Genomic DNA, 26,456 nt, shown 5'->3' on the forward strand with positions numbered 1-26,456 from the left:
CAGAACCGTGCCGGTCTGGCAGTGGGTGGGACTCATCGCGCGGTCACCTGCCGGGCGATGTGGTGCACGAGCGCCTCCAGCGGGGAGAGCGCCGGTCGCGGCTCCGGCCCGGCGGCCCGGACCCGCTCCGGTCCGGCCGGGGTGCGGGTGGCGCGGGTGGGGGTCGCGGTCGGTTCCTGGCGCCCCCGGGCCCGGGACGGCTCGCGCGGCGGGGCCAGCCCGGTCTCGGTCAGGCAGCGTTGCGTCAACTCCTCCAGCGTGCCGCCCCGGTTGAAGCGGGGCAGGTCACGCCGGGTGCCGGCCAGTTCGGCGCGCAGCCTCCGGGTGGCGTCGGTGTCCACGTCGCCGCCGGTCAGGACGACCCCGTACCCCCGGGCGCCCTCGACGGTGACCAGCCCGCGTTCGACGTCGTGCCGCACCTGCTCCGGGTCGCGTTCGAGCGGGTCGCCCCACCCGCCGCCACCCCAGGTGACGAAGTGCAGCAGGTCACCGGGGCGCACCGCGACGCGGTCGCACTTGGCCGGCACCACCTGCCGCGAGCCGTCGGCCCGTTCCAGGATCTTCGTCCCGCGTCGCCCCGGCTCGCCGCCGAGCACGCCCCACGGCTTGGTGAACCACCGGTCGTCGTGGATGGACACCTCGCCCGGCTCGAGGAACCGGTAGGCCATCCGGATGCCGTTGCCGCCCCGGTGCCGGCCCGCGCCCCCGGAGTCCGGGACCGACTCGTACGCCTCGATGCGCAGCGGGTAGTAGGCCTCCAGGTACTCGTTCGGCACGTTGGTGAACGAGGGCCACATGGAGTGGCCGTCGAACCCGTCCCCGACCGGCCGGGCGGGAACCCCGCCGAAGCCGATCTGGTACAGCTGGAACCACTTCCCGGTCCGGTCGGAGCCGGAGTACATCAGGTGTGGGCTGGAGGAGAACCCGGCGGCGCAGAGGAAGTCCGGCTGACACTGCCCGAGCAACCCGGCGAGGACGTCGAAGAGCCGCCCCAGCGCGTGCGTCCGGCACGAGATGGCCGCCGGCCGGCGGGGCTTGAGCAGGCTGCCCTCGGGGATCCGGACGTCGACCAGGGGATAGAAGCCGTCGTTGAACAGGATCAGCGGGTCGACCGCCATGATCGTGTAGACGCCGAAGAACATCCGCAGGACGTTCTCGTTCAGCAGGAAGTTGATCGACCCGTCGGCCTGGTCGCTGGTGCCGGCGAAGTCCAGCACGACCCGGTCGCCGTCGCGCCACAGGGTGCACCGGATGCGGAACGGCCCCTCACCCCGCCCGTCGTCGTCGACGAAGTCCTCGAAGGTCACCGGCGTCTCCGGGACGACCTGCCGGAACAGCTTCGCCATCGCCTGCTTGTTCCGTTCTAGCAGCAGGTCCAGGGTGGACAGGTAGGTGTCCACGCCGAACCGGTCGCAGAGCTCCCGTACCCGGGTCTCGGCGGTCCGGCAGGACGCCAGGACCGCGTTCAGGTCGGCCCGGTTCCAGCTCGGCAGCCGCACCTGGTTGAGGACGGTGTCGAGCAGTTGCTGGTCGAGTTTGCCGTTCCGGAACAGCTTCACCGGCGGGACGATCACCCCCTCCTCGTGGATCGACACCGCGTCGGTGGGGAGGCTGCCGGGGACCTTGCCGCCGACGTCGCTCATGTGGCCGAACATCGCCGCCCAGCCGACCAGCGCGTGCTGGTGGTAGATGGGGAGCAGCACCAGCCAGTCGTTGGCGTGGCTGATCGCGCCGTCGCAGGCGTACGGGTCGGAGGTGAAGAAGACGTCGCCCTCCTCGACCGTGCCCTCGTACGCCGACAGGAAGCCGTCGATGAAGGAGCCGAACTGGCCGGCGACCATCCGTCCGAGCCGGTCGGCGATCAGCGGGAACGCGTCGTGCTGTTCCCGGATGCCCGGTGACATCGCGGTGCGCAGCACGACGGCGTCCATCTCGAAGCGGGCGTTGCGCAGGGCGTTCTCGACGATGTCGAGCACCGCGGCCTCGACCTCGACCGGCCGCGCCGCGCGGGGCGTCTCGACGATGACCGCGCTCATGCCACCACTCCGTCCTCGACGGGCAGGATGAGCAGGTTGCCCAGCCTGTCGACGCGTGCCACGCAGCCCGGCAGGACCAGGCTGGTGGAGTCCATCTCGACGACGATCGCCGGTCCGCGCAGCTCGTCACCGGCACCCAGGGCGGTCCGGTCGTAGAGCGTCGCCTCCTGCCAGCCGCCGTCGACGTACACCTGCTGGCGGCCGATCACCGCCCGGGACGCGTCACGGGTGCCCGGCCCGATCTCCACGGGCTTGATCCGCTCCGCCTCGGAGATCCCCACCGCCCGGATGTTGACGATCTCGTGCCGCTCGTCGAGGGCGAAGCCGAAGAGGCGTTGGTGGGCCTCGTCGAATCCGCTGCGCAGCTTCGGGATCAGGTCCTCCCGCCGCGACGTCCCGACGTCGACCGGCACCTCGAAGCCCTGCCCCTGGTAGCGCACGTCGGCCTCGAACCGCACCGTACGGGCGTCGGCGGGCACCTCGGCCCGGTCGAACTCGGTGTCGATCCGCGCGGCCAGCTCGGCGAACTCCCGGCGCAACTGCTCCTCGTCGAGGTCGTCGAGCGGGCGCACCAGGGACTTGTTCGCCTCGGCCCGCACGCCGGTCGAGGCGTCCCCGTAGGCGCAGAGCACGCCCGGCGACTGCGGGATCACCACCGGCCAGGAGCCGAGGAGCCGGGCCAGGGCGTTGGCGTGCAGGGGGCCCGCGCCACCGAACCCGAAGAGCGCGAACCGCCTCGGGTCGTAGCCCCGCTGCACCGAGACCAGCCGCAGCGCGCCCAGCATGTTCTCGTTGACGATGTCGATGATCGCGGCGGCGGCCGCCTCCACCGACACCCCGAGCTTCGTCGCGACGGACCCGACCGCGGTACGGGCCTTCTCGACGTCGAGCGGCATCGCCCCGCCGAGCAGGGCGTGCGGGAGGTAGCCGAGCACCACGTTCGCGTCGGTGACCGTCGGCAGCGTGCCGCCGCGACCGTACGTCGCCGGGCCGGGGAGGGCACCGGCGCTGGCCGGGCCGACCCGCAGCGCCCCGGTCAGCTCGGGTACGTGCGCGATGGAGCCGCCACCGGCCCCCACGGTCTGCACGTCGATCGACGGGGCGCGGACGGCGAGGTCGGCCACGGTCGTCTCGCGCCGGATGACCGGGGTGCCGTTCTCGATCAGGGCGACGTCGGTGGAGGTGCCGCCCATGTCCAGCGTGAGCAGGTCCGGGTGACCGGCCGCCGGGCCGAGGGCCACCGCCGCGGCGACCCCGCCGGCCGGTCCGCTCATCAGCAGACTGACCGGGATGTCCTCGGCCCGTTCGAAGGTCATCAGGCCGCCGTCGGAACGCAGCACCCGACGCTCGCCGACCAGGCCCTCGGTGACCAGCTTCGCGCTCAGGTTCCGCAGGTAGGCCCCGACACCGGGTCGGACGTAGGCGTTGGCGACCGTGGTCAGCGTCCGCTCGTACTCCCCCAGCTCGGGCAGGACCCCGGCCGAGGTGGAGACCGGTACGCCGGGCGCCTCGGCCGCGGCGATCTCGGCGGCCCGCAGTTCGTGGGCGGGGTTGGCGTACGAGTTGACGAAACCGATGGCGAGGGCGTCCACGCCCCGGTCGACGAGCTGGCGGACGGCGGTCCGTACGGCCGCCTCGTCGAGCGCGTCGACCTGCTCGCCCCGGAAGTCCATCCGGCCGGCGACCTCGCGGACGTCGTCGAGCGCCACCAGCTCGGCCGGCCGGTCCCAGACGATCCAGCCGCCCAGCCCACCGGGCACGAAGGACCTCGCGATGTGCAGGACCTGCCGGTAGCCGGTGGTGACGATCAGGCCCACCCGGGCACCCCGGCGTTCGAGGACGGCGTTGGTGGCCACCGTCGTCCCGTGCAGGAACTGGCGGATGTCCGCCGCGCGGGCCTTGGCGTCCGCCAGGACGCGGGTCACGCCCTCGATGACACCGATCGACTGGTCCTGGGGTGTCGACGGCACCTTCGTCCGGCGGGTCTTCCCGGTCGCCTCCTCGATGAGGAGGACGTCCGTGAACGTACCGCCGACGTCAACTCCGAGTCGGTACATCGGTGAACATCCTGCTTTCTTCGCCGGGGTCGTCCCCGGCCGTCGCCGGCCGGGGACGACGCGGCGGGCTAGGAGACGGTGATGTCGTAGTAGTTGACGTGGCCCTGGGAGTAGCTGACGAACCCGGTCACGTTCTTCTTGAAGATGTAGTACTTCTGGCCGTCGACCAGCGGGACGGCCGGCATGTCACTGACCATGAAGTCGTTGACCTGCTTGACCAGCGCCTCCCGTTCGGCGCCCGGCTGGGTTTCGAGGATCTGCCGGGAGAGCCCGTCGACGGTCGGGGAGCTGTAGTTCTGGAGGTTGGTCAGACCGCCGGTGGAGTAGAAGACCTGGAGGTAGTAGGCGGGGTCGGGAACCAGCGGGGTGCTGGTGGCCAGCCAGGTCTGGAGCTTGCCCTCACGCTTGGCGGTGTCGAAGTCCGCGCCGGAGGCGACGTTGTTCAGCTTCACGTCGATGCCGACCTTGGCCAGCTGCGACCGCAGCAGGACGGCGACCTGCTCGCTGTGGGCGCCGACGTTCGCCGCGTTGTAGGCCAGTTCCATCGGGAAGCCGTTGGGCAGCCCCGCCTCGGCCAGCAGCTGCTTGGCCCGGTCGATGTTGTGGGTCAGGGACTGGCCGGCGGCCGGAGCACCGAAGTCGTCGTGGATGTAGTCGGCCGACGGCGTGGCGAAGCCCTGGTACGCGGAGTCGACGATCGCCTTGCGGTCCACGGCGTACGAGATGGCCTCGCGCACCCGCTTGTCGTCGAAGGGCTTGGCCTTGAGGTTCGGCACCAGCACGTCGATGTTCGGGTAGAGCACCCGCTCCAACCGGACGTCGCCGCTCTTCTCCAGGGAGGAGAGCTGGTCGAAGGTCATCGCGCTGGCGATGTCGACCTGCCCGCTCTGGGCGAGCTGGAGCCGGTTCGAGGTGTCGGCGACGGCGCGGACCACCACGTCGGTCACCTTCGGCATGCCCCGGAAGTAGTTCTTGTTGGCGGTGAGGCGGACCTCCTTGCCCGGGTCGAACGACCGCACCTGGTACGGCCCGAAGGTGGCGGTGTTCTCCGCCAGCCACTTGTAGGCGTACGGGTCGTCCGCCGTGGCGTGCTTCTTCGCCTCGACCGAGTCGTAGATGGTCATGAAGAACGTGCTCAGGATGGACACGCTCACCGCGTTCGGCTTGGCGACGTTGATCGTGAAGTTCCGGGCGTCGGTGACGGTGATCGGGTTGGCGGTGTCCCAACCGCCGATGCCCATCAGGATCTTGGCGATCGGCACGCCCGTGCTGTTGACCATCCGATCGACGGACCACTTCACGTCGTCCGAGGTGAGGGGGTTGTCGAACTGGCTCTTGGCCTCGCGGAGCGTGAAGGACATCTGCTTGCGGTCCTCGCTCAGCTTCCAGGACTCGGCAAGCTCGGGCTCGATCTGGTCCGGCGTCTGGAGGGTGGTCGCGCCGGCCTCGGGCTTCTTGAAGCGCACGAGGGTGCCGGCGGTGTTCGGTAGCAGGTCGATCGAGATGAACCCCTGGTAGCGCTCGGAGTCGAGACTGGACACGACTCCCGGCGCCGCGATGGTCAACGCCTGGCCGGTGCCGGCATCAGACTCCTCCGCATCGTTCCCGCTGCAGGCCGCGAGAGTCAGGCTCGCTACGGCGAGCAGTGCCACGGCCCGCAGCCGCACGGAGCGTATTCCCATGCCAACACCTCCACATTGTGTGCAAGGTTGCTACATCTATCCCAATGGTCCCGGTGAAGCGGATCACATGAAGCGATAGTTGTATGCAAAGTTGCCGCTGTCAAGCCTCTCCGCAGGTAGAACCCGGTGCGCTCACGCCGCGCGACGGCTCAGGAACCGTCCGGCATCCTGCCGGCCGACGAACCGTCCCCGGCGGGCGACCAGCTCGCCCCGCAGGTAGACCGCGTCGATCCGACCGGGCACGTGCCACCGCTCGAACGGGGTGTAGTCACAGTTCTGCGTCATCGTCTGCGCGAGCACGACCGAGGCCGCGTCCGGGTCGAGCACGACGAGGTCGGCGTCCGACCCCCGCCGGATGACACCCTTGTCCGGGTAGAGCCCGAAGCGGCGGGCCGGTTCGGTCGACACCACCTCGACGAACCGTTCGAGGCTCAACCGCCCCGGGCGTACGCCGTGCCCGTAGAGCATCGGCACGCGGTGTTCGATGCCCGGCGCCCCGTTGGGGATCCGCCGGAAGTCGTCGACGCCCAGGGTCTTCTGCCCGTCCATGCAGAACGGGCAGTGGTCCGAGCTGACCACCCCCAGGGTGGTGTCCCGCAGGCCCCGCCACAGCGCCTCCCGGTGCTCCGGGCCGCGCAGCGGGGGGCTGACCACGTACTTCGCCGCCTCGAAACCGGGGGCGTGGTACAGGCCCTCGTCGAGCAGGAGGTAGTGGGTACAGGTCTCGCCGGAGATCGGTCGCCCCGCCAGCCGGGCCTCCGCCACCGCCTCGACAGCCCCGGCGGTCGACAGGTGCACGAAGTACAGCGGGGCGTCGGCCAGGTTCGCGAGCATGATCCCGCGCCGGACCGCCTCCACCTCGGTCTCCGGCGGCCGGGACAGCAGGTGGGCCAGCGGGCCGGTCCGCCCGGCCCGGACGAGCCGCTCGGCCAGCACGTCGATGACGTGCCCGTTCTCGGCGTGTACGCAGAGCGTGGCGCCGAGGCGCCGGCACTCGCCGAGGATCGAGAAGAGCTGGCCGTCGTCGAGCATGGCCAGACCCTTGTACGCCATGAACACCTTGAAGCTGGTCACGCCGTCGGCGACCGCCAGCGCCATGTCCGCCACGAGATCCGGGTACGGCGACGTCACCGCCAGGTGGAAGCTGAAGTCGATCGCGGACCGGCCGCCGGCCCGCCCGGCCCAGCGGGCCAGGACCTCCGGCAGGCGCTCGCCGGGGCGCTGGAAGGCGTAGTCGACGTAGGTCGTGGTGCCTCCCACCGCAGCGGCGCGACTGGCCGAGGCGTGGTCGTCGGAGGTGACCGCCCCCATGAACGGCGTATCCATATGTGTATGCACATCGACGCCACCGGGGATGACGATCTTCCCTCGGACGTCGATCCTCTCGATGTCCGCCGACGCTGGTATCCGACCGACGTTCTCGATCCGCCCCGCCTCGATAAGCAGGTCCGTGACGTGGCTGCCGTCCTCGGTGACCACCGTTCCACCGACGAGGCCGAATCTTCGCGGCATCTCTGTCCGATCCGAGCAGCTGAGGGAGCGCGGTTGGCAGGGCTACTAGGCGCTGGATCGTATACAAGACTGCTGGTCAGCCATAAGAAGTCACGGTACGGTCCACGCATCGCCACCACCAGCCCGCCTCAGGCCATCTTGCATACAGCCAGTGGCGGCGGTCCAGCGGCCGACCGGCCTCTACCAGCAGAAATCCCGCCTAACGAGACAGTGGACCTAGACGCTGTCCTGGTGATTACATACAATCCAGCCCCAACGCTAAGGAGGCCACCGTGACTCATTCCGGTAAGCGGCGGGTCGTCGTCGAGCAGGTACCGCAGCGGGTGTGGCGGGCGAGGGACCTACCGTTCGGACTCCTCTCCCGGCAGATCAACAGCGACCCGGAGACCGGCGCGGAGACGCTCGTCGTCGACGTCCCGCCCGGCTGGCAGATGCCGGAGCACTGGAACCACGCCGACCTCGAACTCCTGGTCCGCGACGGCGACCTCACCATCGCCGGCCGCCAGTGCCGGCGCGGGCACTACCTCTTCCTGCCGGCCGGCACGCCGATCGGCCCGGTCTCGTCGGAGCAGGGCGCCACGTTGATCTTCTGGACCGACGCGCCGTTCGAGGTCGGCACCGGCGAGCCCCCCGCCCCGTCGAAGCCGTTCGGCGAGACCGTCGACATCTTCGACTCCGCGAACTGGCTGCCGGTGCGGGAGGCGTTCGCGGGCGTGACCGACACGAGCAGCCACGGCGACCTGGCGGTGCCCACCCAGTGCGTCCGGCTGCGCAAGGTCGAGGAGACCGGCAAGGACACCATCCTGTTCGTGATGCCGCGTAACTTCTCCAAGACCTCGTTGGAGTTCCACCACAGCACCGAGGAGATCTTCTTCCTCGGCGGCTGGTGCGCCACCGACCCCGAGCACGTCTACCGCACCGGCGAGTACCTGTGCTGGGAGCCCGGCGTGATCCACGGTGTGGTCTCCGGCTGGGAGGCGCTCTGCCTCTCCAAGCACCACGGCCCGCTCACCAGCCCGAACATCCCGGTCGGCGCGACCGGCGTGGACGCCGAACGGTGACCGCGCTACCCCACCCACCCGGTCGCCGCATCGCCGGGCCGGCAGCCAGCGCCGACGCCGGTTCCGCCCCCGGCGTCAGGGCTCCCCTTGGCGCGGGAGCTGCGCCTGGCGCGGAGGCCGCCCCGGGCGCGGCGGTGCCGCGCCCGGCGTTCGTGCTGCACCGGGACGAGCTGGAGTACGAGCTGATCTCCGCCCTCAACCACAACCCGGACGACGAGGGCCTGGTGCACCGCCTCGTCGACCGGCAGCGGACCGACGACCCGGAGTGCGAGTTCCTCACCGGGGTCTACCGGATGGAACCCGGCATGACCCACCCGCTGCACCTGCACGCCGCCTCGGCCGAGTTCTACTACGTGCTCCACGGCACGGCGCTGTTCACCGTCGCCGACGAGGAGTTCGAGGCGGGTCCGGGCACCGCGATGTACATCCCGGCCGGGGTCGCCCACGCGATCGCGACCGGCAGCACGAACACCATGGAACTCCTGTACTCCTTCCACAACCCCGACCTCCAGGGGATCGGCACCCGGTGGCTCTGACTCCCACATCGACGACGAAGGAGAGTGCGGTGCGCAGCATCGAGCACTGGATCGGCGGGACGTCCGTCGCCGGCAGTGAGTACGCGACCGTTTACCAGCCCGCGACCGGCCAGCCGCAGGCACGGGTCGCGCTGGGCGGGCAGCCCGAGGTCGACCGGGCCGTCGCGGCGGCGGCCACGGCCTTCGAGTCGTGGTCCGAGATGTCGCTGTCCCGACGTACCAAGGTCCTCTTCCGGCTGCGTGACCTGGTGGAGCGGCACGAGGACGACCTGGCCCGGCTGGTCACCGCCGAACACGGCAAGACCGTCGAGGACGCGCGCGGCGAGGTGATCCGGGGCCGGGAGGTCATCGAGTTCGCCTGCGGGATTCCGCAGTTGCTCAAGGGTGCCTACTCCGATCAGGTCTCCACCGGCGTCGACTCGTACTCGCTGCGCGCGCCGCTGGGCGTGTGCGCCGGCATCACCCCGTTCAACTTCCCGGTGATGGTGCCGATGTGGATGCACCCGATCGCCATCGCCTGCGGCAACGCCTTCGTGCTCAAGCCGAGCGAGCGCGACCCGTCCGCGGCGAACCTCGTCGCGCAGCTCTACGCCGACGCGGGCCTGCCCGACGGGGTGTTCAACGTGGTGCACGGCGGCAAGGCGGCGGTCGACGCGCTGCTCGACCACCCCGGCGTCGCGGCGGTGTCGTTCGTCGGCTCCACCCCGATCGCCAGCTACGTGCACCAGCGCGCCGCCTCCACCGGCAAGCGGGTCCAGGCGCTGGGCGGGGCGAAGAACCACGCCGTGGTGCTGCCCGACGCCGACCTGGCCGACGCGGCACGACAGATCACCTCGGCCGCGTACGGTTCGGCGGGGCAGCGGTGCATGGCGATCTCGGCGGTCGTCGCGGTCGGCCCGGTCGGCAACCAACTCGTCGAGCTGCTGACACAGGAGGCGTCGACGATCGTGGTCGGCCCCGGCGACCAGCCCACCTCCCAGATGGGCCCGGTGGTCACCGGCGAGGCACGCACGCGGGTCATCGACTCGGTCGACGAGGCACAGAAGGCCGGTGCCACCCTGGTCGTCGACGGTCGGGAGCTGCGGGTGGACGGCCACGACGAGGGCTACTTCGTCGGCCCCTGCCTGCTCGACCGGGTGACCCCGGAGATGGCCGCCTACCAGCAGGAGATCTTCGGTCCGGTGCTGGTCGTGCTGCGCGCCGACACCCTGGACGAGGCCGTCGGCATCATCAACGCCAACCCGTACGGCAACGGCACCGCGCTGTTCACCTCGGGCGGCGCGGCGGCCCGCCGGTTCGTCCGGGGCGTCAACGTCGGCATGATCGGCGTGAACGTCCCGCTGCCGGTGCCGATGGCCTACCACTCCTTCGGCGGCTGGAAGGCGTCGCTCTTCGGCGACACCCACATCCACGGTCCGGAGGGGGTGTCGTTCTACACCCGGGGGAAGGTGGTCACGAGTCGCTGGCCGGGCGGAACCGAGACGTTCCGGTCCGACTTCCACTTCCCCACCGCCTCCTGAGCCACCTCGGTACGGGCAGTGCGGGCCGGATCGTCACCCGCACTGCCCGCCCGGACGGTCCCCGTCGAACGTGAACCGGTCACCGCTGATCGCGATGTCGCCGCCGGAAGCAGGAACGCCTGTCCGGCGTTGTCCTCCGGTGTGACCCTCGCCTTCGCCGTCCTCGGCGACTCCATCGCCTACGGACAGGGCGCAGCGAAACCGGCCGACACCATCGCCGCGCGCCTCTCCGCCGACCTGACCGATGCCGGCATCACCACCGACGTACGCGTCTACGCGGTACCCGGCGCGCGTAGTCATGACCTGGCAGGCCAGGTGCAACGCGCGACCGCCCGGCCGCCGCACCTGGCACTGATCATCATCGGCGCCAACGACCTGACCCACTTCGTTCCGCCGCAGCAGGCTTGCGCGCACCTGACCGACGCCGTCCGGCGGTTGTGCGCCGTCGGAGCCGAGGTGGTCGTCGCCCCCGCACCCGACCTCAGCGCGGTGCCCTGGGTCCCGGCGCAGCTGCGCCCGTCCGTACGGGCCGCCAGCGTCATGCTGCAACAGGCACAGATCCGCGCAGCCCGCACCGCCGGGGCGCACATCGCGGACATCGGCGGCTCCTCGGCGGCGGACTTCACCGTCGACCCGAGCCTGTTCAGCGCGGACCGGTTCCACCCGTCCAGCGCCGGATACGCGGTCATCGCCGCCGCGTTGGCGCCCACCGTGCGAACCGCCGCGTCGGTGGCGGTGAGTCAGAGCGCCCGCTGACGCGGCACCCCCGGCGACGCCCGACGGCGGGCGCGACACGGCCGGCCGGCGGTGCCGGCCCGAGAACGTAGGTCCCGGACCGGCCCTGACCGCCGGATCAGCCTGGCGGTACGACGATCACGGGCAGGTCAGGACGTCTCGGCGTCGTCCGGTGGGGACCACGGGTCGATGGGCATCTCGTAGACGAGCCGGTACCGGTCGCCGGGGAACACGATGTCGGCGGTCTCCACGGCCGTCCGTCCGGCGTAGTAGGTGCGCTCGATTGCAATCACCCACCGGCCACCACGCCGGTCGAGCGCCAGGGCGTCCGCTTCCTCGGGCATCGCCGGTCGGGTGGTGACCTCCTCCACGAATCGGTCTATGGCCACGCCGATGAAGTCCATCCGGGCGACCACGCCGATGACCGGCCCGCGCTCGGGGTACTCGACGGGCGTGCCGCCGGTGACCGTCAACGGCTCGTACGAGTCGGCGAGTTGGATCGGCACGTCGTCGGCGAGATACCGGTACGTCGTACGCATGACCGGGTCGCCGGGTTGGATGCCGAGCCGTTCGGCGATGCGCGGCGGAGCGGGGATCTTCTCACTCTCCGCCTTCCAGGTCGGTTGCCTGCCTGCGGCGTGGGTGTCTCGGGCGAACGGTGACGTGCTGCCGACGCGTTGGCGCATGTCGCGGGAATGGGCATGGCGGACGAGGCGGGTCCGGTCACGCACGTAGTTGCCGGAGCCACGCCGCCCCTCGATGAGACCTTCTCCGCGCAGCAACGTCAGGGCGTGCTTGATGATCGTGGTGGAGAAGCCCCAGCGCTGCTGAAGTTCCCGCTCGGTGGGGAGCTTGTCGCCGGGGCCAAGGTCACCGGAGAGGATCCGCGAACGCAGGTCGTCCACGACGCGCTGATAGTTCGGCGGTTCCTGGCTGGTCATCGGCGGTCCTTCCACGTTGGCACGTGCTCCGTCCCAAGTCGACCACGCTGACACAGGTGCGGCAAACACGGGGCGTCACGACGCGTGAGGATTTAGCGCACTTAATTCCTTCTGATCACGGAATGAGTGCGATAGCTTGCCATCAGTAAGCGGAGCAGCCGAGCGTTGCGCATCGGCCCATGCCCAACCTCGGCGAAAGGTGCGGTGTTCGTGGTTTCCGAAATCCTGTCGGTGGTGTTCGGTGGTCTGGTGCCGGGGTTCCTACTCGGGCTGCTGGCGTTCCGGGTGAAGGCGCGGTGGTGCCCGCGCTGCGGCGAGTACACCGAACCCATCAACCGGGCCGACCGGCGATGACCGCGCCGCGCCAGCACAACCGACGCGAGCTGCCGATCGGCCGACGGGTGGCGCAGTTGCGGGTCCGTCGGGGCATGAGCCAACAGGTCTTCGCCGACCGGATCGGCCGGTCCAAGAGCTGGGTCGACAAGGTCGAACGCGGCGTGCGCACCCTCGACCGGCTCCCCATGATCGAGACGGTGGCCGCCGCCCTCGGCGTCGCCCCCGGCGTCCTGGTAGGCCGGAAGGTCCAGCGGGCGCCCACCACCGACGCCACCGCCGCCGTGGAGCAGGTCCGCGAGGCCCTCACCTGCTACGACACCCCCGGCGCCGCCGACCGGGACTGGCCGTCGTCAGTCACCGAACTCGACCACCGGATCGGGTACGCCCAGACGGCCTACCGCCACGCCCACCACCTTCAGGTGCTCCGGATGCTGCCCGGCCTGCTCGCCGCTGCCCGCCACGCCACCCGCCCCGACGGGCCGGCCAGCGGCGGACCGGCCGCGCTCATGCTGGTACACGTCTACCGGCTCACCGCCCAGGTGCTGGTCAAGCTCGGCGAGGCGCACCTCGCCTGGCTGGTCGCGGATCGGGCGATGACCACCGCCGCAGGCGACCCGCGCCGTACCGCCCTCGCCGCCGTGCCGCTGGCTCAGGCCCTCCGGGCGCTGCACCGGGGCCGGCTGGCGATGACCGCCGCCACCACCGCCGTACGTCCCCTCGACCTGGCTCCGCACCGCGTGCTCGCACCCGACGACCTCGCCCTGGCCGGCACGCTGTTCACCGAGGCCGCCCTCGCCGCCGCCACCTGCGGCGATGTCGCTGCCGTGGACGACCTCACCGAACGTGCGGCCCACCTCGCCGCCACCCACGCCGAGCGCCACCACCACGACGGGTACGGCTTCGGGCCGGTCGTGGTCGACCTCGCCCGCGCGCTGGCCGCCGCCCGCCTCGGCGACAATCACCTGGCCGTCGCCCTGCACCACCGTGCCACCGAGGGCGACGCCTGGCAGCGGCTGCCCGCCGAACACCGCGCCGCCCACCTGATCGACATGACCCGAGTCCACCTCGACCTCGGCGACCACCATGCCGCCGGCCGCGCCCTGCTCACCGCCGACCGGATCGCCCCCGCCGAGGTACGCCTCCGACCCGCCGCCCACGCCGCACTGGCCGCCGTGCTGCGCGCCGGACCGACCCCGGCCGACGTGACCCGCCTCGCCGCCACCCTCGGCCTGGCCCGAACCTGACCGCGCCGCCTGGAAGGGAGTGGTTCGGGCCGCAGCCGACCGTGATGGTCCGGTGTCGCTGGCGGCGTCAGGCTCGACGGCAGCGGTCACGAAGCTCAGCAATGACCTCCTTTTCACGAACGGTGATGTCGCCGTCTACCGTGGCCACCCGGCTGGCAACGTCAAGGAGCTCGGTCAGGTCCCCGGGTTCAGCGTCCAGACGTTTCCACACATCGTCCGGGTCGATATCGACAACATTGGCCAGTTCATGATCGATCACCCCGTGCAGATCGCGGACGTTCCTCGCCAGGTGCTTCATCAGCAGCGTCTCATCGTCGCCGATCTTGTTGTCCGCTGTAATGACGAGCCATGCGACCCACAGCATCAACTGGGGGTACCGACTCTGCCTGCACAGTTTCATGGCGAGCTCGATCACCCGCGCCTCGTTACGGAATACGGTTCGCGCGTGCCGGCCCGCGACCAGCGTCGTGTAACGGTTCAGCACCACGGTGAGGGGAATTCCGACCAGGGGGATACCGATCTTGATTACGTTGCGCTGCAGGAGGAGCTTCCCGACGACAGGAAGCTGTTTCGCCGCAGTCAGGACGCCATGGGAGTAGAATTTTTTGATCAACGGACGCACCACGAACGGGACCGACTTGGTAGCACCCTCCCGCGCCACTTCCCCGCCCTTGATGGTCAAGGCCACACGGATGAGCTTCCACATGTCGTCCGGGTCGGACAGGTCGAGCGGGACCCGATACAACACGGAGATGTCGTAGGCCAGGCGCAGCTGAAGCCGGGTGATGTACGTGAGGTCGACCATGAGGGTCACCGCAGCGGCCGGCAGAGCAAGCGGTGAAGCACCACCAGCGCTGCCGATGGTGGCAGCGACGGCCGCCGAGTACGCTCCGGCCGAGAGTCCGCCTTGGAGCGCGGCGTACCGCGATGCCATCGTGATCCGTTGTTCGACGATGCCATCCGCCGGTACGCCCTTGTACCTCTCCTGGAAGTACAGCCAGTCGACCTTGTCGGTGTAGGAACTCAGAGCCTGCGCAACGAGTTTCGAGAACCAGTCGCCTGACCTGACGTCGTCCGCGTTCAGGCTCTTGATGAACTCCCGCAGCTCGGCCCGATCCCGCTCGACAGCCTTCCGGGCAGCGTCGTCGTCAGAGTCGCCCGCGTCAATCGGAGCTTCGGTCATGGCGATTTCTTCTCCCAGGAGGTTCAGCGGTGGCCAGCTTGGCTGGGTCGGTCGCACCCGCTGGCCTTCAACACGTTGCCGCAGCAATCAGAACATCTGTCGTTCAGATGTCGAGCTGAGGCGCCATCTTAGGCTGATCATGCGACTGGTTCCACCGCATCCTTCTGAGCGTTGATCCACCGGCGCGTTTCGTCCTGAGGACGGTTGAATAGTTTCGGTATTGGGCGGTTTCGGGGCAGGTTGAAGCCACCGGTTACGTGATCGCTCTGCTCCAGGCGTGGTCGTTCGGGGTGGGACGGGGCCTGCGGCCTGTCCTGGCCAGCACTGCCGTCCGAGTGAGGACGAAGTAGCAGGTCCCGAAACTTCCGAAACTTGACATCCGGCACGTGCCCCAGCCCTGGATGCCGAGAAGCTCATGATCTTGATCGGCCTCCCCCAGGAGAGCTTCGGCCAGCATGAACGACCCCGCCTGAACGTATCGAGACCTACAGATTGCTTCCGTAAGTTTCCGGAAGTTGTTGACTGACAACGGCGGCAGCCCATAGCGTCGCCATCGACAGCACTGAATTGTTGTCGACACCACCACCGCGACCCACCTCCGAGCGTGCGGGACGACCGGTGCCACCCCCACCACGTGGTAGTCACGCCGAGTTTCCGGCTGTCCTCACGTGGCCACCGAGCCCGCCGGGTCGCACCGCGCTGCTGGCCCCCGCCAGCCGTCCCGAGGAGGAAAGGCCCCCATGAACCTCTCCACCACACCGAGGAGGCGCAGTCGCGTCCGGCTGCTCCTCGGCGCCATGTGCGCCACCGCGCTCGCCATCAGCGGCACGGTCCTGGCCGCCCCCGATGCCGCCCAGGCCGAGGCCGACCGGACCCTCACCTCCAACACCACCGGCACGCACAACGGCTACTACTTCTCGTTCTGGAAGGACAGCGGCAACGCCAGCATGACGCTGCGCGCCGACGGCCGGTACAGCAGCAGTTGGGACCGGAGCACCAACAACTGGGTCGGCGGCAAGGGCTGGGCCACCGGCACCCGCCGGACGATCAGTTACTCGGGCACCTACAACCCGGGCAACAACAACACCTACCTCGCCCTGTACGGATGGACGCGCAACCCGCTCATCGAGTACTACGTGGTGGAGAACTTCGGCAGCTACAACCCGAGCAGCGGCGCCACCCGGTTGGGCACGGTCACCACCGACGGCGGCACCTACGACATCCTCCGCAGCCAGCGGGTCAACGCTCCCTGCATCGACGGTGACCGTTGCACCTTCTACCAGTACTGGAGCGTCCGCCAGCAGAAGCGGAGCAGCGGCACCATCACCACCGCCAACCACTTCGACGCCTGGGCGCGCGCCGGCCTGAACCTCGGCAGCCACTACTACCAGATCATGGCCACCGAGGGTTACCAGAGCCAGGGAAGCTCCGACATCACCGTCTGGGAGGGCGGCGGCGGCAACCCCGGCCCCACCCCCACCGCCGGCCCGACCGACCCGGGCGGCAACTGCACCGCGGTGCTCTCCGCCGGCCAGCAGTGGGGCGACCGGTTCAACCTGAATGTCGCGGTCAGCGGCACCAACAGCTGGGTGGTCACCCTGAACCTGAACGGTGGTCAGAGCATCCAGAACAGTTGGAACGCCTCGGTCAGCGGCACCAGCGGAGCCGTCACCGCCAGGCCGAACGGCAACGGCAACAACTTCGGAGTAACGATCATGGCGAACGGCAACTGGACCTGGCCGACGGTCACCTGCCGGACGGGCTGACCCGACCATCTCCTGACACCACCACCCCTGGCGCGGCGGCTTCGGCCGCCGCGCCTCGGCGGGATGGCGCGGGGTCCGGCCGGACGTCGGGAAGCTCCGGGCCGTTGACGCGTCCGGCACGTCGCCGATAGCCTCCCCCTGATCCAAAATCCACACATGTCAATGGGGGGCGTCCGGTGAGCTCTGTCCGACTGCGCGGGGTGCTCGTCGCCTTCGCGGCGACCGCCGTGGTCGCGACCACGGCGGCAGCGGCGCCCGCCGTCGCCGTACCCGGGGACGACCACCCGTCCACCCTGGCCAGCACGTCCACGTTCCCGCTGGCCGACCCCGACACCGTGCTGGCGAAGGACGGCTCGTACGTCACGTACGGCACCACCGTCGGCGCCGGGAAGGGTGCGCGCTGCGGCGCGACCGGCAAGCTGTACGTACCCGTCCTCGCCCACGGTTCCGGCAGCACCGTGGGCATGGCGAACTGCGCGTCGCACGACGCCCTTCCGTCCGGCCCGGGTGGCTGGGCCGAGCCCGGCGGCGCGATCTGGGCGCCCGGCGTCGCGCGCCTCGGCGACCGGTACTTCATGTTCTACACGGCCTCCCGGAAGAGTTCCGGCCAGAAGTGCATCGGCCGGGCCGTCGCCACCAGCGCCCGTGGCCCCTTCGAGGACAGGGGCGAGTGGGCCTGCCCCGGCGGAGGCCGGTGGGCGATCGACGCGAACCCCTTCGTCTCCGGCGGGACCCTGTACGTGACCTACCGGGACGATGCCATCGCGACGGGCGCGGAGACCGGCATCTCCACCGTCCGGACCGACGGTGAGGGCCGCGCGATCTGGGACACCCGGCGGGACATGCTCAAGAGCACCGACATCACCTGGGACACCGCCAAGACCAGCGGCGGCACCCACGTCGTCGAGAACCCGTCGATGTGGAAGGCCGCCGACGGGAGGTGGTACCTGATGTACTCGGGCAACAACTGGGACAGCCCCCGGTACGCGACCGGCATCGCGGACTGCGGCACGACCCCCCTGCCCGGCTCCCGCTGCACGCCCATCCGTGAGGGCGTCGCCCGCCCCTTCTTCGGCTTCACCGGCGCGACCGGGCTCAACCCGATCAGCGGCCTCCCCGGCAACCACCAGGGCCCCGGCGGAATGGACGTCTTCGCCGCCGCCGACGGCACCGAGCGCGTGGTCTGGCACTGGTGGGACGGCGCGACCCGGTTCCCCATGACCGGCGTGCTGACCCGCCCCTCCTCCGGCTTCCACGTGTCGTAGTCGGCGACACGCTCGCCCACCGCGACCGGCCGGACAAGAGAACCCGCACCACCGCCCCGCCCCGCCCGACGCCCGAAGGAGATCCCTTGAACCCCGTGAGCAGACGGCAGGCCCTCGGCATCGCCGGCGGCGCCGCCCTCGTCGGCGCCACCGGCGCCCTCACCGTCACTGCGCCGGCTGGCGCGGCGACCGCCTGGCGCAACCTCGGCGTCGTCACCGCCAACATCGGCCGGGACAACCTCGGTCAGCGCGAGGCCGCGATCGTCGCCGTCCGGAACGCGCTCAGCCTGGAGGGCCCCGAGGACCGTCCGCTCGTCGGCTGGCAGGAGATCGGCGAAGGCGACGGCGACGAGAAGGAGAAGGGCTGGATCAACGAGCACTTCGGCCCGTACTACAACAACCTGCACCTGAACGACGCCGGGCACCGCGTCCCGATCTCCGCGCCCAAGGTGTACAACGTACTCGCCCAGCGCGTCACGCCCGTCCACCCCGGTAAGGAGGGCGTCTCACCGAACCGCGTCGTCTCCGAGGCCCTGCTGTCCGCAGCCGACGACCCGGCCCTCCAGTTCGCCTTCGTCAACACGCACTTCGTGGCGGGTGCCTACAACGGCAGGGAGGATCCTCACGAGGCGTGGCGGGACAGTATGTGGACCCTCCACTTCGACGTCCTCCGGAACACCGTCATGGAGTACTGGCGCACCCGCGGCTACCCGGTGATCTGGACCGGCGACGTCAACCGCGACCCGATGCCGATGCTCTACCCGGCGAAGGAGACGCGCGCCTTCGCCTCCGGCATCGACCAGATCGGCTGGATCGAGGGCACGAACGGGGTCCAGATCCAGCTCCGCAGCACGAAGGTCGTCCCAATGAACGTCGACGGCCACGACGCCCGCGTGGCGGTGCTCCAGCTCCGCCGGGTCTGATCCACCGACGAGGATCTGGTGCCCGCTTCGTCAGTCCTGCGCCCGCCACCGGTAGAAGACGGTGGCCACCGAGTCCTCCGGGCCGCGCCAGGCCTCCGGACGGTACGGGCCGAGGTACGGGCTGAGGTCCTCCATGACCTTGGCGAAGGCCGGCTCGTCATGGTGGCCCCGACTGGCCTCGGCGACCGCCGTGTCCTGCTCCAGCAGGTGGACGTACACGTCGTCGATCGAGTACAGCCAGCGCCCGGTGACCCCCAGCTCGACCGGGAGCGGCCCGGCGTCGGAGGCCGTGAAGACCCGCGCCACGTCGGCCTCGGCGCCGGGCTTGATCCGTCCCACGATCACGGTCAGCGTGGTGTCCCCGGGGCGTTCCCGCCCCTCCGGCGCCCACTGGTAGAACTCCTTCGCCACCGAGTCCGAGGGGTTCTTCCAGTACCTCGGGTACGGCGTCACGTACGGCCCGATCTGCTCGGCGATCTGCTGGAACGCGGGCAGGCCACGAGTCTGGCCGGACACCTTCGGGTCCTGCTCGCGCTCGATGACGTGGAGGTAGAGGTCGTGGTGCGACAGCAGCATCCGCCCGATGACCCCGAGGTCCTGGGGTCGGGTGATGCTGTCGTAGTGGCCGAAGACGTCGCCGACCGTCTTGTCGCTGCCGGGAACCATGTGGCAGACGATCACGTTGCGGAAGACCATGACTGCTCCTTGGTGGGAGAAACGGTGGTTACGGGCCGGGTGGTGTGCCGAATCGGACGGGCAGCTCCAGCAGGCCGCGGAACGGCGACGCCGCCGGCAGCCGGCGCAGGTCGTCGACCGGCACGGCCAGCCGCAGGTCGGGCAGCCGGCGCAGCAGCGCCCCGATGGCGAGCTGCGCCTCCATGCGGGCCAGCGACACCCCCAGGCAGTAGTGGACGCCGTGGCCGAAACCGAGGTGCGGGGCGCGCTCGCGGGTGATGTCCAGCCGGTCCGGGTCGACGAAGTGCGTCGGGTCGTGGTTGGCCGAGTTGATCACCACGCCGACGACCGACCCGCAGGGGATGCGTACGCCCTGGTAGTCGACCTCCTCGGTGGCGATCCGCGGGCTGGCCACCGGCAGCGGCCCGTCGAACCGGAGCAGTTCCTCGACCGCCTCGGGCAGCAGCTCCGGCCGACCGCGCAACAGGGCGAGCTGGTCGGGGTTGGTCAACAGGGCCACCGTCGCGTTGCCGAGGAAGTCCGCGGTGGTCTGGTGCCCGGCGAACAGCAGCAGGAACGTCGTGGTGACCAGTTCCGCGGCGGACAGCCTGCCCTCCCGGTCGCTGGCGGCGATCAGATCACTGACGATGTCGTCGGCCGGGTCCGCGCGTTTGGCCTGCACGAACCCGACGAGGTAGTGGTGCAGCCGCAGCTGGGCCTCCTGCACGGCCGCCCGGTCCTCCTCGGGACGTTTCGACGACCCGGACGTCCTGATCACCTGGGTCCAGTCGAGGACCCGCTGGTGGTCGGCCTCCGGTATCCCGAGCAGCTCACCGATCACCATCATCGGCAGCGGGATCGCGAAGTCGTGCATCAGATCGGCGGCGCCGTGCGGGACGATCCGGTCGAGCAGGGTGTCCACGATCTCCGCCACCCGGGGCCGCAGCGCCTCGATGCGCCGCGGCGCGAACGCCTGGGACACGATCCGCCGGAGCCGGCTGTGCTCCGGTGGGTCGGAGTTGAGCATGTTCCGGTTCAGCGCCTCGGAGTTGGGCCCGAAGATCCGCAGGTAGTGCTGGTCCGGGCCGTACAGGTCCTTGGAGAAGCGGGGGTCGGTCAACGCCGTCCGCGCGTCGTCCAAGCGGGTGATCAGGTACGAGTCGAACCGTGGCCCCTTGACCAGGCAGACGGGCCCGGACTCCCGTAGCTCGGCGAAGGTGGGGTAGGGGTCGGTGGCGAAGTCGTCGGTGTAGAACTCGGACGCGGGCCGGGCCACCTCGCTCATCGGGGCACCTCGGCGTCGCTGCGCACACTGTGCAGGAGCTGGTAGGTGTGCCGCTGCGCGGACTCGCGGAGTTCCCGGATCACGCGCAGCAGGTGGTCCCGGTGTTCGCTGCGACCGAAGGCGTCGAGCCGGTCCCGATCCGCCCAGTCGCTGATGACCAGATAGCTGCGCGGGTCGTCGGCGTCGCGGACCAGGTCCTGTCGCAGGCAGCCGTCGAGCGTACGGATCTTCTCCGCCGCCACCAGCCACTCGGCCTCGAACCGCTGCTCGCAGCCCTCCCGGGTGCGCATCGCCAGCACGGTACGGATCGGCGTCACCTGGCACCCCCGAACACCAGTTGCAGGTTCTTCCGCAGCGCGTCGCCGTCGATCGGCTGGCTACGGAACCCGACGTGCCCGTCCGGGCGGACCAGGTACAGCGCGGTGCCGGCGACGCCGTAGGTGGTGCGGAACTCGCCCGCCCCGTCCCGCACGACCGGCGGGGCGAGCATCGCCGGCACCCGGGCGTCCGAACTGGCCAGCAGGTACGAGTCGATCTCCCCGCAGCTCAGCGCGTGGACGTCGGCGCAGAGCCGGGGCACCGCGGCCACCTCCGCCTCATCGGCCGAGCCGTCCACGTACACCAGCAGGGTGTGCCCGGTGCCCCGGGTCAGGTCCCGCAGCCGCAGCGGGTGCCGGACGCCCCGCCGGTGCAGGCCGCCCACGTCGGGAGCGCGGTCGCCGGGCGCCGGACCGCCGGCCAGGGCGTCCGGGGCGGACAACGACTCGCCGACGAGCGGGCTGCGGGAGTAGCTGAGCAGCATGCCCATTTCCTGAAGGAACTGTCGGTTCAGGTCACTGCGGTCCAGTTCGTCGGTGAAGGCCATCCGCACCGCCCGCCCGACGACCTCCTCGCCCTCCGGGCGCCGCTCCGCCTCGTAGCTGGCGAGCAGCCCGGGGGCGGCGATCCCGCGTACCGCGAGGGCGAGTTTCCAGGCCAGGTTCCAGGTGTCCTGGATGCCGGTGTTCATGCCCTGGCCACCGGCGGGCGGATGCAGGTGGGCCGCGTCGCCGGCCACGAACACCCGCCCCTCGGCGTAGCGGTCGACGATGCCGTGGCTGATCCGGAACACCGACGACCAGCGCAGGTTCGACGCCCGGGTGCCGGGCGGAGCGAGCCGGTCGAGCGCGGCCTGCACGTCGGCGAGGGTCGGGGCGTCCAGTTCCTCGCTGAACCCGGGCGGGGCGTCCCGCCCACCGGTCTGCGCGAAGAACCGGGGCGGCGCGAGCGTCGCGATCCGGTACCGGGACTCCCCGCGCAGCGGTACGCACACCAGCATGCCGTCCATCCGGCCGTCGGTTTCGTGCAGGAACCGCAGCAGGTGACCCGCCGGCATGTCCCAGTCCACGTCGGCGTCGCCGAGCATGAACAGTTGCGGGAAGCGGCCCAGCCCGCCGGTGAACGTCAGCCCCAGCAGCTCGCGGACCCTGCTGTGCGCGCCGTCGCAGCCGACGAGGTACTTCGCCCGTACCGTCTCGGTGCCGCCGCCGGCGAGCGTGAGCGTCGCCAGCACGCCGTCGTCGTCCTGGGTGAACGCGGTCAGCTCGGCCCCCCGGCGGGGGCGTACGCCGAGCGTGGCCAACCGCTCGGTGAGCAGGCGCTCGGTCTCGTACTGGGGCAGACCGAGATGGGCGTACGGCAACTCCGGCAGCTCCCAGCTCATCCGGTGGACCTCGGTGCCGTTGACCGACACCAGCTGCCCGGTCAGCCAGGTCCCGGCGTTCATCGCCTCCCGTACGAAGCCCTGCTCCTCCCAGATCTCCATGGTGCGGCAGTGCACGCCGATCGCCTTGTCGGCCTGTCCGGGCAGGGTGGGCAGTTTCTCGACCACCCGGCAGTCGATGCCGCGACGCGCCAGCTCGACGGCGGCGGTCAGCCCGGTGGGCCCCGCGCCGACGATGAGTACTTCCGTTGTGGAGTGCATGTCGATCTCCTTGCCGGCACCGGGAGCACGCCGGTCGTCGGGGCGGGTTGCTGCTGGCCGCTCGTCGGGGCGGATGGGTTCCGGCCGCTCGTCGGAACGGCGGGGTTCCGGACGGTCGTCGGGATCGGCTACCGGGTGGAAGAGGCTGCGTCGGAAGTCCCGGAGCAGGAAGTCCGCGATCGGCCCGGCCTCCTCCTGCGCGTGGGCGGGATTGCTGACCCAGCGGTGGAACTCCGCCTCGCTGCGCCACTCGGCGAAGATGTGGTGGACGTCCGAGCCGGGGTTACGGAGCAGGACCTCGCGCAGGTAGCCGGGCACGCCCGCCATCCGTGCGGTGACCTCGGCGTGCCCGCGTTCGAACTCCGCCCGACGGGCGGCCGGCACGAGCACCTCGACGTCAACGAAGATCATCGACGGGGTGCCGCCGTCGGGCTCGCGCAGCACCCGGCGGTCGTCCGGCGCCCACGGCTCGCACAGCGGGCGTACCGCCTCGGCGAGGCGCGCGGCGACCGGCCCGCACTCGAACTCGCGCAGCGCGGACTCGTCGGACCAGTCGGTGACGGCGACGTACGAGTCCGGGTCGGCGACGTCGTGCAGGAGTTCCCGCCGCAGGTTGCCGGCCGAACCGCCGACCTGCCCGGCGACCCACCGCCACGCGGACTCCACGGCGGACCCGCACCCCGGGCGGGCACGCATCCGGACCATCGTCCTGATCATGGGAGTCCCTCCTACGACCTGCGGCGAGCGGGGATCGAGCGGGACGGACACCGCTCGCCCTCGGTAGCGAGTCTGTGGGCCGGGCGTCAGCACGACGTCACCGGACGCGACCGCCCGGAGACGCCGGGGTGACAGGGGACCGACCTCCGCCGCAGCCCACCCCTGGCGCGGGAGCCCGGCAACGACCGCCCACGAGTCCGGTGGGGCTGGCTGCCGCTGGGCTTCCTAGTCGGCCAGCCAGGTTCGCAGTGCCCACCACCACTGGACGGTGACCAGCACCGGCCACCGGCCGTCCGGCTCGGCCGGGGTCGGGGGCATCCCGACCAGGTCCCGCAGGCGACGCATCCGGTACCGGACCGTGTTGGGGTGCAGGTGCAGGGCCGCCGCCGTGTGGTCCAGCCGCTGCCCGTGGTCCAGGTAGGACAGCGCGGTCGAGGCGAGTTGCCGGTGGAACCCGTCGGCCGGGTCGAGGCGGCCAGCAGGGTCGTGCTCAGCACGTCGGCCAGGGCCGGCTGGGCGGCCAGCGCGACCTCACCGGCCAGGTCGGCCAGCCGGTAGCGGCCGGTCAGCCCGGCATCGGCCGCGACGTGCAGCGCGGCGACGCAGAGCGCGTGCATGGCGGGCAGCCGGTCCAGCGGCCGGGTCGGCGCGGTCACCACGAGCGTCGCGGCGTCCAGCGCGTCGGCCGGCAGCGGGCGCGGGCACAGTCCGGCGAGCCGGTCGTCGACCGTACCGAACAGTCCGCCGCAGCGGGTCAGCCGACGCTCGGCCGTACGGACCCGGGTCGGTTCGGTCAGGTCGGTGACCACGCAGTGGTACCGCCCGTCCGGCCGCAACCCGAACCGGGCCAGGTCGTCCGGGCAGCCGGCGGAGGGGGCGGCGGAGAGCAGCCGGCGCAGCATCCGGTTGCGGGCGTCCTGCTCGGTACGGGCCAACTCCCGCTCGGCGGCGTGGTAGCCGTCGACCAGGGCCCGCTCCAGCGCGCCCGCGTACCGGTCGAGGTCGAGCAGTCCCTCCAGCAGCGCGCTGTCCGGGATCCCGGCCGCCCGACCCCGGTCGAGCGCGGTCTCCACCACCACCCGCCGACCGGCCTGGACCCCCCGGAGCAGGCCGGTCACCGACACGCCCTGCGCGGCGCGGGCCGCACCCAGTCGCCGGACCTCGGCGAAGTCGCGTTCGGTCGGGTCGGCCAGCAACTCGAACGAGGCCAGTCCGGCGGCGAGGAGAGCCGCCACGTGCCGGCGGTTCTCCGCCCACGGCAGTCGGGCCACCTCGGTCGAGCTGGTCCGTGCCGCCTCGACCATCTCGTCCACGATCCGCTGGTCGGCGGCGATGTCGCGCAGCAACGCCCCGAGCGACCCGAGCCGCTCCGGCAGCACCATCAGCCCCGCTCCCTCGACCGTCGCTGTGGTCGACGCACAACGGTTCGTCCGGGTCTTGGCCCTCGGCACCTACCGAGAGTCCAGGTTCGACTGATTTCCTTCTGTTACCGCAAAGTAACACCGTGTCGCGTCGAGCGGAACGCCGGCACGGGCACCCAACGGTCAGGAGCGGTCCATGACAGCAGCAGCTTCCCCGTCCCCGCGCGCCCGTGGTCACCGTCGCCGCCGGTACGGCGCGACCGCCGCCGCCCTCGCCCTCCTGGTGGCCGGCGCACCCGCCCCGGCCACCGCCGGTCCCACCGGCACGGCCGGAGTCACCCGTGCGGCCGGAGTCACCGGCACGACCGAGGTCTCCGGCCGGGCGGGCGGCAGCAGCCTCCAGGAGGTGATGTTCGTCGGCAACAACTGGGAGGGAACGGTCGACGTCATCCGCTCCCGGGGCGACTACGCCAGGCTCGGCCGGATCAACGTGATCCCGGACCGGACCGAACGGCTCCGCGAGATCTACCTGAACCCCATCAAGCTCGCCTTCTACCTCGGCGTCCGGGAGGGTCCGGGCGAGGGGCACGACCAGCTGGTCGACGACATGTACAGCACGCCGGACGGCACCGCCCTGGTCGCCTCCCGGCCCAGCTTCGCCGACGTGGTCTCGATCGACGTGGCCACCGGCGCGGTCCGCTGGCGGTTCCCGGTCTCCGGGTACCGCTCGGACCACATGGCGGTCTCCCCCGACGGCCGGCGGGTCGCGGTGTCGGCCTCCCTCTCCAACCGGGTGCACGTGCTCGACATCGTCACCGGCCGGGAACTCGGGTCGTTCAGGACCGGGGACAAGCCGCACGAGAACATCTACACCGCCGATGGCCGGTACATCTGGAACATGTCCATCGGTGACGTGACCACCTCGTTCGACGACCCGGACCAGGACTGGCTCAAGGGCGACCGGAAGATCACCATCGCCGACGCCACCACCTTCGCCACCGTACGGACCATCGACATGCGGCCCCGACTCGACGCCGCCGGCCGCACCGACTTCTCCGACGCCGTCCGCCCGGCGGTCTTCACCCCCGACGAGCGGACGTTCTACTTCCAGGTGTCGTTCTTCAACGGGGTCCTCGAGTACGACGTGGCCTCCGACGCCATCACCCGGGTCGGCACGCTGCCCAAGAACCCGAACACCAACGAGGACCGGACGACCTGGGTCAACGACTCCCGGCACCACGGCCTGTCGATGAGCCCGGACGGGTCCAAGCTCTGCGTGGCCGGCACCATGGACGACTACGCCACCGTCGTCGACCGGGCCACCCTGCAACCCGGCCCGCTGGTGACGGCGGGCAAGCCGTACTGGGCGACGGTCAGCGGGGACGGCCAGGACTGCGTGATCTCCGAGTCGGCCACCGACCGGGTCACCGCGATCAACTTCGCCACCGGTCAGAAGGTAGCCAGCGTCGCCGTCGGCGACCACCCGCAGCGGGTCCGGGTCGGGGACCTGCCCACCGGCTGGACCCCGCCGCCCGCCGGCTGACCACGCGCAGATTCGCGGTTCCCCCGCACGTCCCGCGTCGCTCCCCGCCGCCCGCGGGCTGACCCGACCACCGGCACCTCCCGCGTCGCTCCCCGCCACCTCGGCGGGGAGCGCC

The 26,456-nt window shown here is 70.9% G+C and carries 21 protein-coding genes; 10 read left to right on the forward strand and 11 right to left on the reverse strand.

Annotated features, from left to right (window positions below):
* Nucleotides 1–32 precede the first annotated feature (32 nt).
* The 4 genes from AB0F58_RS19925 to hydA form a co-directional block, all read right to left on the reverse strand.
* Nucleotides 33–2,036, reverse strand: a complete 2,004-nt coding sequence (locus AB0F58_RS19925) for a hydantoinase B/oxoprolinase family protein (RefSeq protein WP_357144711.1) — start codon at nucleotides 2,034–2,036, stop codon at nucleotides 33–35.
* A complete protein-coding gene (locus AB0F58_RS19930) occupies nucleotides 2,033–4,093 on the reverse strand; it encodes a hydantoinase/oxoprolinase family protein (protein WP_357144713.1) in 2,061 nt (686 codons plus the stop codon). Before AB0F58_RS19930 ends, AB0F58_RS19925 begins: the two co-directional genes overlap by 4 nt.
* Nucleotides 4,094–4,161: 68 nt before the next feature.
* Nucleotides 4,162–5,775: an ABC transporter substrate-binding protein gene (locus AB0F58_RS19935; protein ID WP_357144716.1), complete on the reverse strand. Its 1,614-nt coding sequence runs from the start codon at nucleotides 5,773–5,775 to the stop codon at nucleotides 4,162–4,164.
* A 132-nt stretch (nucleotides 5,776–5,907) separates the two neighbouring features.
* Complete coding sequence (gene hydA / locus AB0F58_RS19940; RefSeq protein WP_357144719.1) at nucleotides 5,908–7,287, reverse strand: dihydropyrimidinase; 1,380 nt, start codon at nucleotides 7,285–7,287, stop codon at nucleotides 5,908–5,910.
* A gap of 272 nt (nucleotides 7,288–7,559) precedes the next feature.
* On the opposite strand from hydA, the gene AB0F58_RS19945 reads away from it, so the two are divergent.
* The 4 genes from AB0F58_RS19945 to AB0F58_RS19960 all read left to right on the forward strand — a co-directional run bounded on the left by AB0F58_RS19945 (nucleotide 7,560) and on the right by AB0F58_RS19960 (nucleotide 11,160).
* Complete coding sequence (locus tag AB0F58_RS19945; RefSeq protein ID WP_357144722.1) at nucleotides 7,560–8,348, forward strand: DUF4437 domain-containing protein; 789 nt, start codon at nucleotides 7,560–7,562, stop codon at nucleotides 8,346–8,348.
* 134 nt (nucleotides 8,349–8,482) lie between these two features.
* Nucleotides 8,483–8,884 (forward strand): dimethylsulfonioproprionate lyase family protein, encoded by a 402-nt coding sequence (locus AB0F58_RS19950; protein ID WP_357144725.1) that lies wholly within the window; start codon nucleotides 8,483–8,485, stop codon nucleotides 8,882–8,884.
* A 29-nt stretch (nucleotides 8,885–8,913) separates the two neighbouring features.
* Nucleotides 8,914–10,404 carry a CoA-acylating methylmalonate-semialdehyde dehydrogenase gene (locus tag AB0F58_RS19955; RefSeq protein ID WP_357144728.1) on the forward strand — a complete coding sequence of 497 codons (1,491 nt, stop codon included), beginning with the start codon at nucleotides 8,914–8,916 and terminating at the stop codon, nucleotides 10,402–10,404.
* Nucleotides 10,405–10,533: 129 nt separating this feature from the next.
* Complete coding sequence (locus AB0F58_RS19960) at nucleotides 10,534–11,160, forward strand: SGNH/GDSL hydrolase family protein (RefSeq protein ID WP_357144730.1); 627 nt, start codon at nucleotides 10,534–10,536, stop codon at nucleotides 11,158–11,160.
* Between the two features lie 128 nt (nucleotides 11,161–11,288).
* Here the strand turns inward: AB0F58_RS19960 and AB0F58_RS19965 are convergent, their stop codons facing one another.
* The gene (locus AB0F58_RS19965; protein ID WP_357144733.1) at nucleotides 11,289–12,080 is read right to left on the reverse strand and encodes a GntR family transcriptional regulator; all 792 of its coding nucleotides are present in this window, start codon (nucleotides 12,078–12,080) and stop codon (nucleotides 11,289–11,291) included.
* 210 nt (nucleotides 12,081–12,290) lie between these two features.
* On the opposite strand from AB0F58_RS19965, the gene AB0F58_RS19970 reads away from it, so the two are divergent.
* Nucleotides 12,291–12,434: a hypothetical protein gene (locus AB0F58_RS19970; protein ID WP_357144735.1), complete on the forward strand. Its 144-nt coding sequence runs from the start codon at nucleotides 12,291–12,293 to the stop codon at nucleotides 12,432–12,434.
* A complete protein-coding gene (locus AB0F58_RS19975) occupies nucleotides 12,431–13,660 on the forward strand; it encodes a helix-turn-helix domain-containing protein (protein ID WP_357144738.1) in 1,230 nt (409 codons plus the stop codon). Before AB0F58_RS19970 ends, AB0F58_RS19975 begins: the two co-directional genes overlap by 4 nt.
* 67 nt (nucleotides 13,661–13,727) lie before the next feature.
* Here the strand turns inward: AB0F58_RS19975 and AB0F58_RS19980 are convergent, their stop codons facing one another.
* Nucleotides 13,728–14,843: a hypothetical protein gene (locus tag AB0F58_RS19980; protein WP_357144740.1), complete on the reverse strand. Its 1,116-nt coding sequence runs from the start codon at nucleotides 14,841–14,843 to the stop codon at nucleotides 13,728–13,730.
* Between the two features lie 740 nt (nucleotides 14,844–15,583).
* On the opposite strand from AB0F58_RS19980, the gene AB0F58_RS19985 reads away from it, so the two are divergent.
* The 3 genes from AB0F58_RS19985 (at nucleotide 15,584) to AB0F58_RS19995 (ending at nucleotide 18,797) form a co-directional block, all read left to right on the forward strand.
* Nucleotides 15,584–16,609: a glycoside hydrolase family 11 protein gene (locus tag AB0F58_RS19985; RefSeq protein WP_357144743.1), complete on the forward strand. Its 1,026-nt coding sequence runs from the start codon at nucleotides 15,584–15,586 to the stop codon at nucleotides 16,607–16,609.
* A 176-nt stretch (nucleotides 16,610–16,785) separates the two neighbouring features.
* Nucleotides 16,786–17,874, forward strand: a complete 1,089-nt coding sequence (locus AB0F58_RS19990) for a family 43 glycosylhydrolase (protein WP_357144746.1) — start codon at nucleotides 16,786–16,788, stop codon at nucleotides 17,872–17,874.
* A gap of 95 nt (nucleotides 17,875–17,969) precedes the next feature.
* Nucleotides 17,970–18,797, forward strand: coding sequence for a hypothetical protein (locus AB0F58_RS19995; protein ID WP_357144749.1), 828 nt, complete (start codon nucleotides 17,970–17,972; stop codon nucleotides 18,795–18,797).
* A 30-nt stretch (nucleotides 18,798–18,827) separates the two neighbouring features.
* On the opposite strand, the gene AB0F58_RS20000 is transcribed toward AB0F58_RS19995, so the two are convergent.
* The 5 genes from AB0F58_RS20000 to AB0F58_RS20020 all read right to left on the reverse strand — a co-directional run bounded on the left by AB0F58_RS20000 (nucleotide 18,828) and on the right by AB0F58_RS20020 (nucleotide 23,863).
* Complete coding sequence (locus tag AB0F58_RS20000) at nucleotides 18,828–19,493, reverse strand: TcmI family type II polyketide cyclase (protein ID WP_357144751.1); 666 nt, start codon at nucleotides 19,491–19,493, stop codon at nucleotides 18,828–18,830.
* 28 nt (nucleotides 19,494–19,521) lie between these two features.
* Nucleotides 19,522–20,757, reverse strand: a complete 1,236-nt coding sequence (locus AB0F58_RS20005; protein ID WP_357144754.1) for a cytochrome P450 — start codon at nucleotides 20,755–20,757, stop codon at nucleotides 19,522–19,524.
* Nucleotides 20,754–21,074 (reverse strand): antibiotic biosynthesis monooxygenase family protein, encoded by a 321-nt coding sequence (locus AB0F58_RS20010; RefSeq protein ID WP_357144757.1) that lies wholly within the window; start codon nucleotides 21,072–21,074, stop codon nucleotides 20,754–20,756. Before AB0F58_RS20010 ends, AB0F58_RS20005 begins: the two co-directional genes overlap by 4 nt.
* Entirely contained in the window at nucleotides 21,071–23,437 is a 2,367-nt protein-coding gene (locus AB0F58_RS20015) for an FAD-dependent monooxygenase (protein WP_357144760.1), read from the reverse strand. The genes AB0F58_RS20010 and AB0F58_RS20015 overlap by 4 nt, the downstream gene beginning before the upstream one ends.
* A gap of 225 nt (nucleotides 23,438–23,662) precedes the next feature.
* The gene (locus tag AB0F58_RS20020) at nucleotides 23,663–23,863 is read right to left on the reverse strand and encodes a helix-turn-helix domain-containing protein (RefSeq protein WP_357145213.1); all 201 of its coding nucleotides are present in this window, start codon (nucleotides 23,861–23,863) and stop codon (nucleotides 23,663–23,665) included.
* A gap of 1,131 nt (nucleotides 23,864–24,994) precedes the next feature.
* On the opposite strand from AB0F58_RS20020, the gene AB0F58_RS20025 reads away from it, so the two are divergent.
* Nucleotides 24,995–26,341 (forward strand): YncE family protein, encoded by a 1,347-nt coding sequence (locus AB0F58_RS20025; RefSeq protein ID WP_357144763.1) that lies wholly within the window; start codon nucleotides 24,995–24,997, stop codon nucleotides 26,339–26,341.
* Nucleotides 26,342–26,456 lie beyond the last annotated feature (115 nt).

This window comes from Micromonospora sp. NPDC023956, from assembly GCF_040639195.1.
Taxonomy (GTDB): domain Bacteria; phylum Actinomycetota; class Actinomycetes; order Mycobacteriales; family Micromonosporaceae; genus Micromonospora.

Coding starts and splice junctions, on each gene's coding strand:
- AB0F58_RS19925 (WP_357144711.1), bottom strand. CDS start 2,036: ATGAGCGCGGTCATCGTCGAGACGCCCCGCGCGGCGCGGCCGGTCGAG.
- AB0F58_RS19930 (WP_357144713.1), bottom strand. CDS start 4,093: ATGTACCGACTCGGAGTTGACGTCGGCGGTACGTTCACGGACGTCCTC.
- AB0F58_RS19935 (WP_357144716.1), bottom strand. CDS start 5,775: ATGGGAATACGCTCCGTGCGGCTGCGGGCCGTGGCACTGCTCGCCGTA.
- hydA (WP_357144719.1), bottom strand. CDS start 7,287: ATGCCGCGAAGATTCGGCCTCGTCGGTGGAACGGTGGTCACCGAGGAC.
- AB0F58_RS19965 (WP_357144733.1), bottom strand. CDS start 12,080: ATGACCAGCCAGGAACCGCCGAACTATCAGCGCGTCGTGGACGACCTG.
- AB0F58_RS19975 (WP_357144738.1), top strand. CDS start 12,431: ATGACCGCGCCGCGCCAGCACAACCGACGCGAGCTGCCGATCGGCCGA.
- AB0F58_RS19980 (WP_357144740.1), bottom strand. CDS start 14,843: ATGACCGAAGCTCCGATTGACGCGGGCGACTCTGACGACGACGCTGCC.
- AB0F58_RS19985 (WP_357144743.1), top strand. CDS start 15,584: ATGAACCTCTCCACCACACCGAGGAGGCGCAGTCGCGTCCGGCTGCTC.
- AB0F58_RS20000 (WP_357144751.1), bottom strand. CDS start 19,493: ATGGTCTTCCGCAACGTGATCGTCTGCCACATGGTTCCCGGCAGCGAC.
- AB0F58_RS20005 (WP_357144754.1), bottom strand. CDS start 20,757: ATGAGCGAGGTGGCCCGGCCCGCGTCCGAGTTCTACACCGACGACTTC.
- AB0F58_RS20015 (WP_357144760.1), bottom strand. CDS start 23,437: ATGATCAGGACGATGGTCCGGATGCGTGCCCGCCCGGGGTGCGGGTCC.
- AB0F58_RS20025 (WP_357144763.1), top strand. CDS start 24,995: ATGACAGCAGCAGCTTCCCCGTCCCCGCGCGCCCGTGGTCACCGTCGC.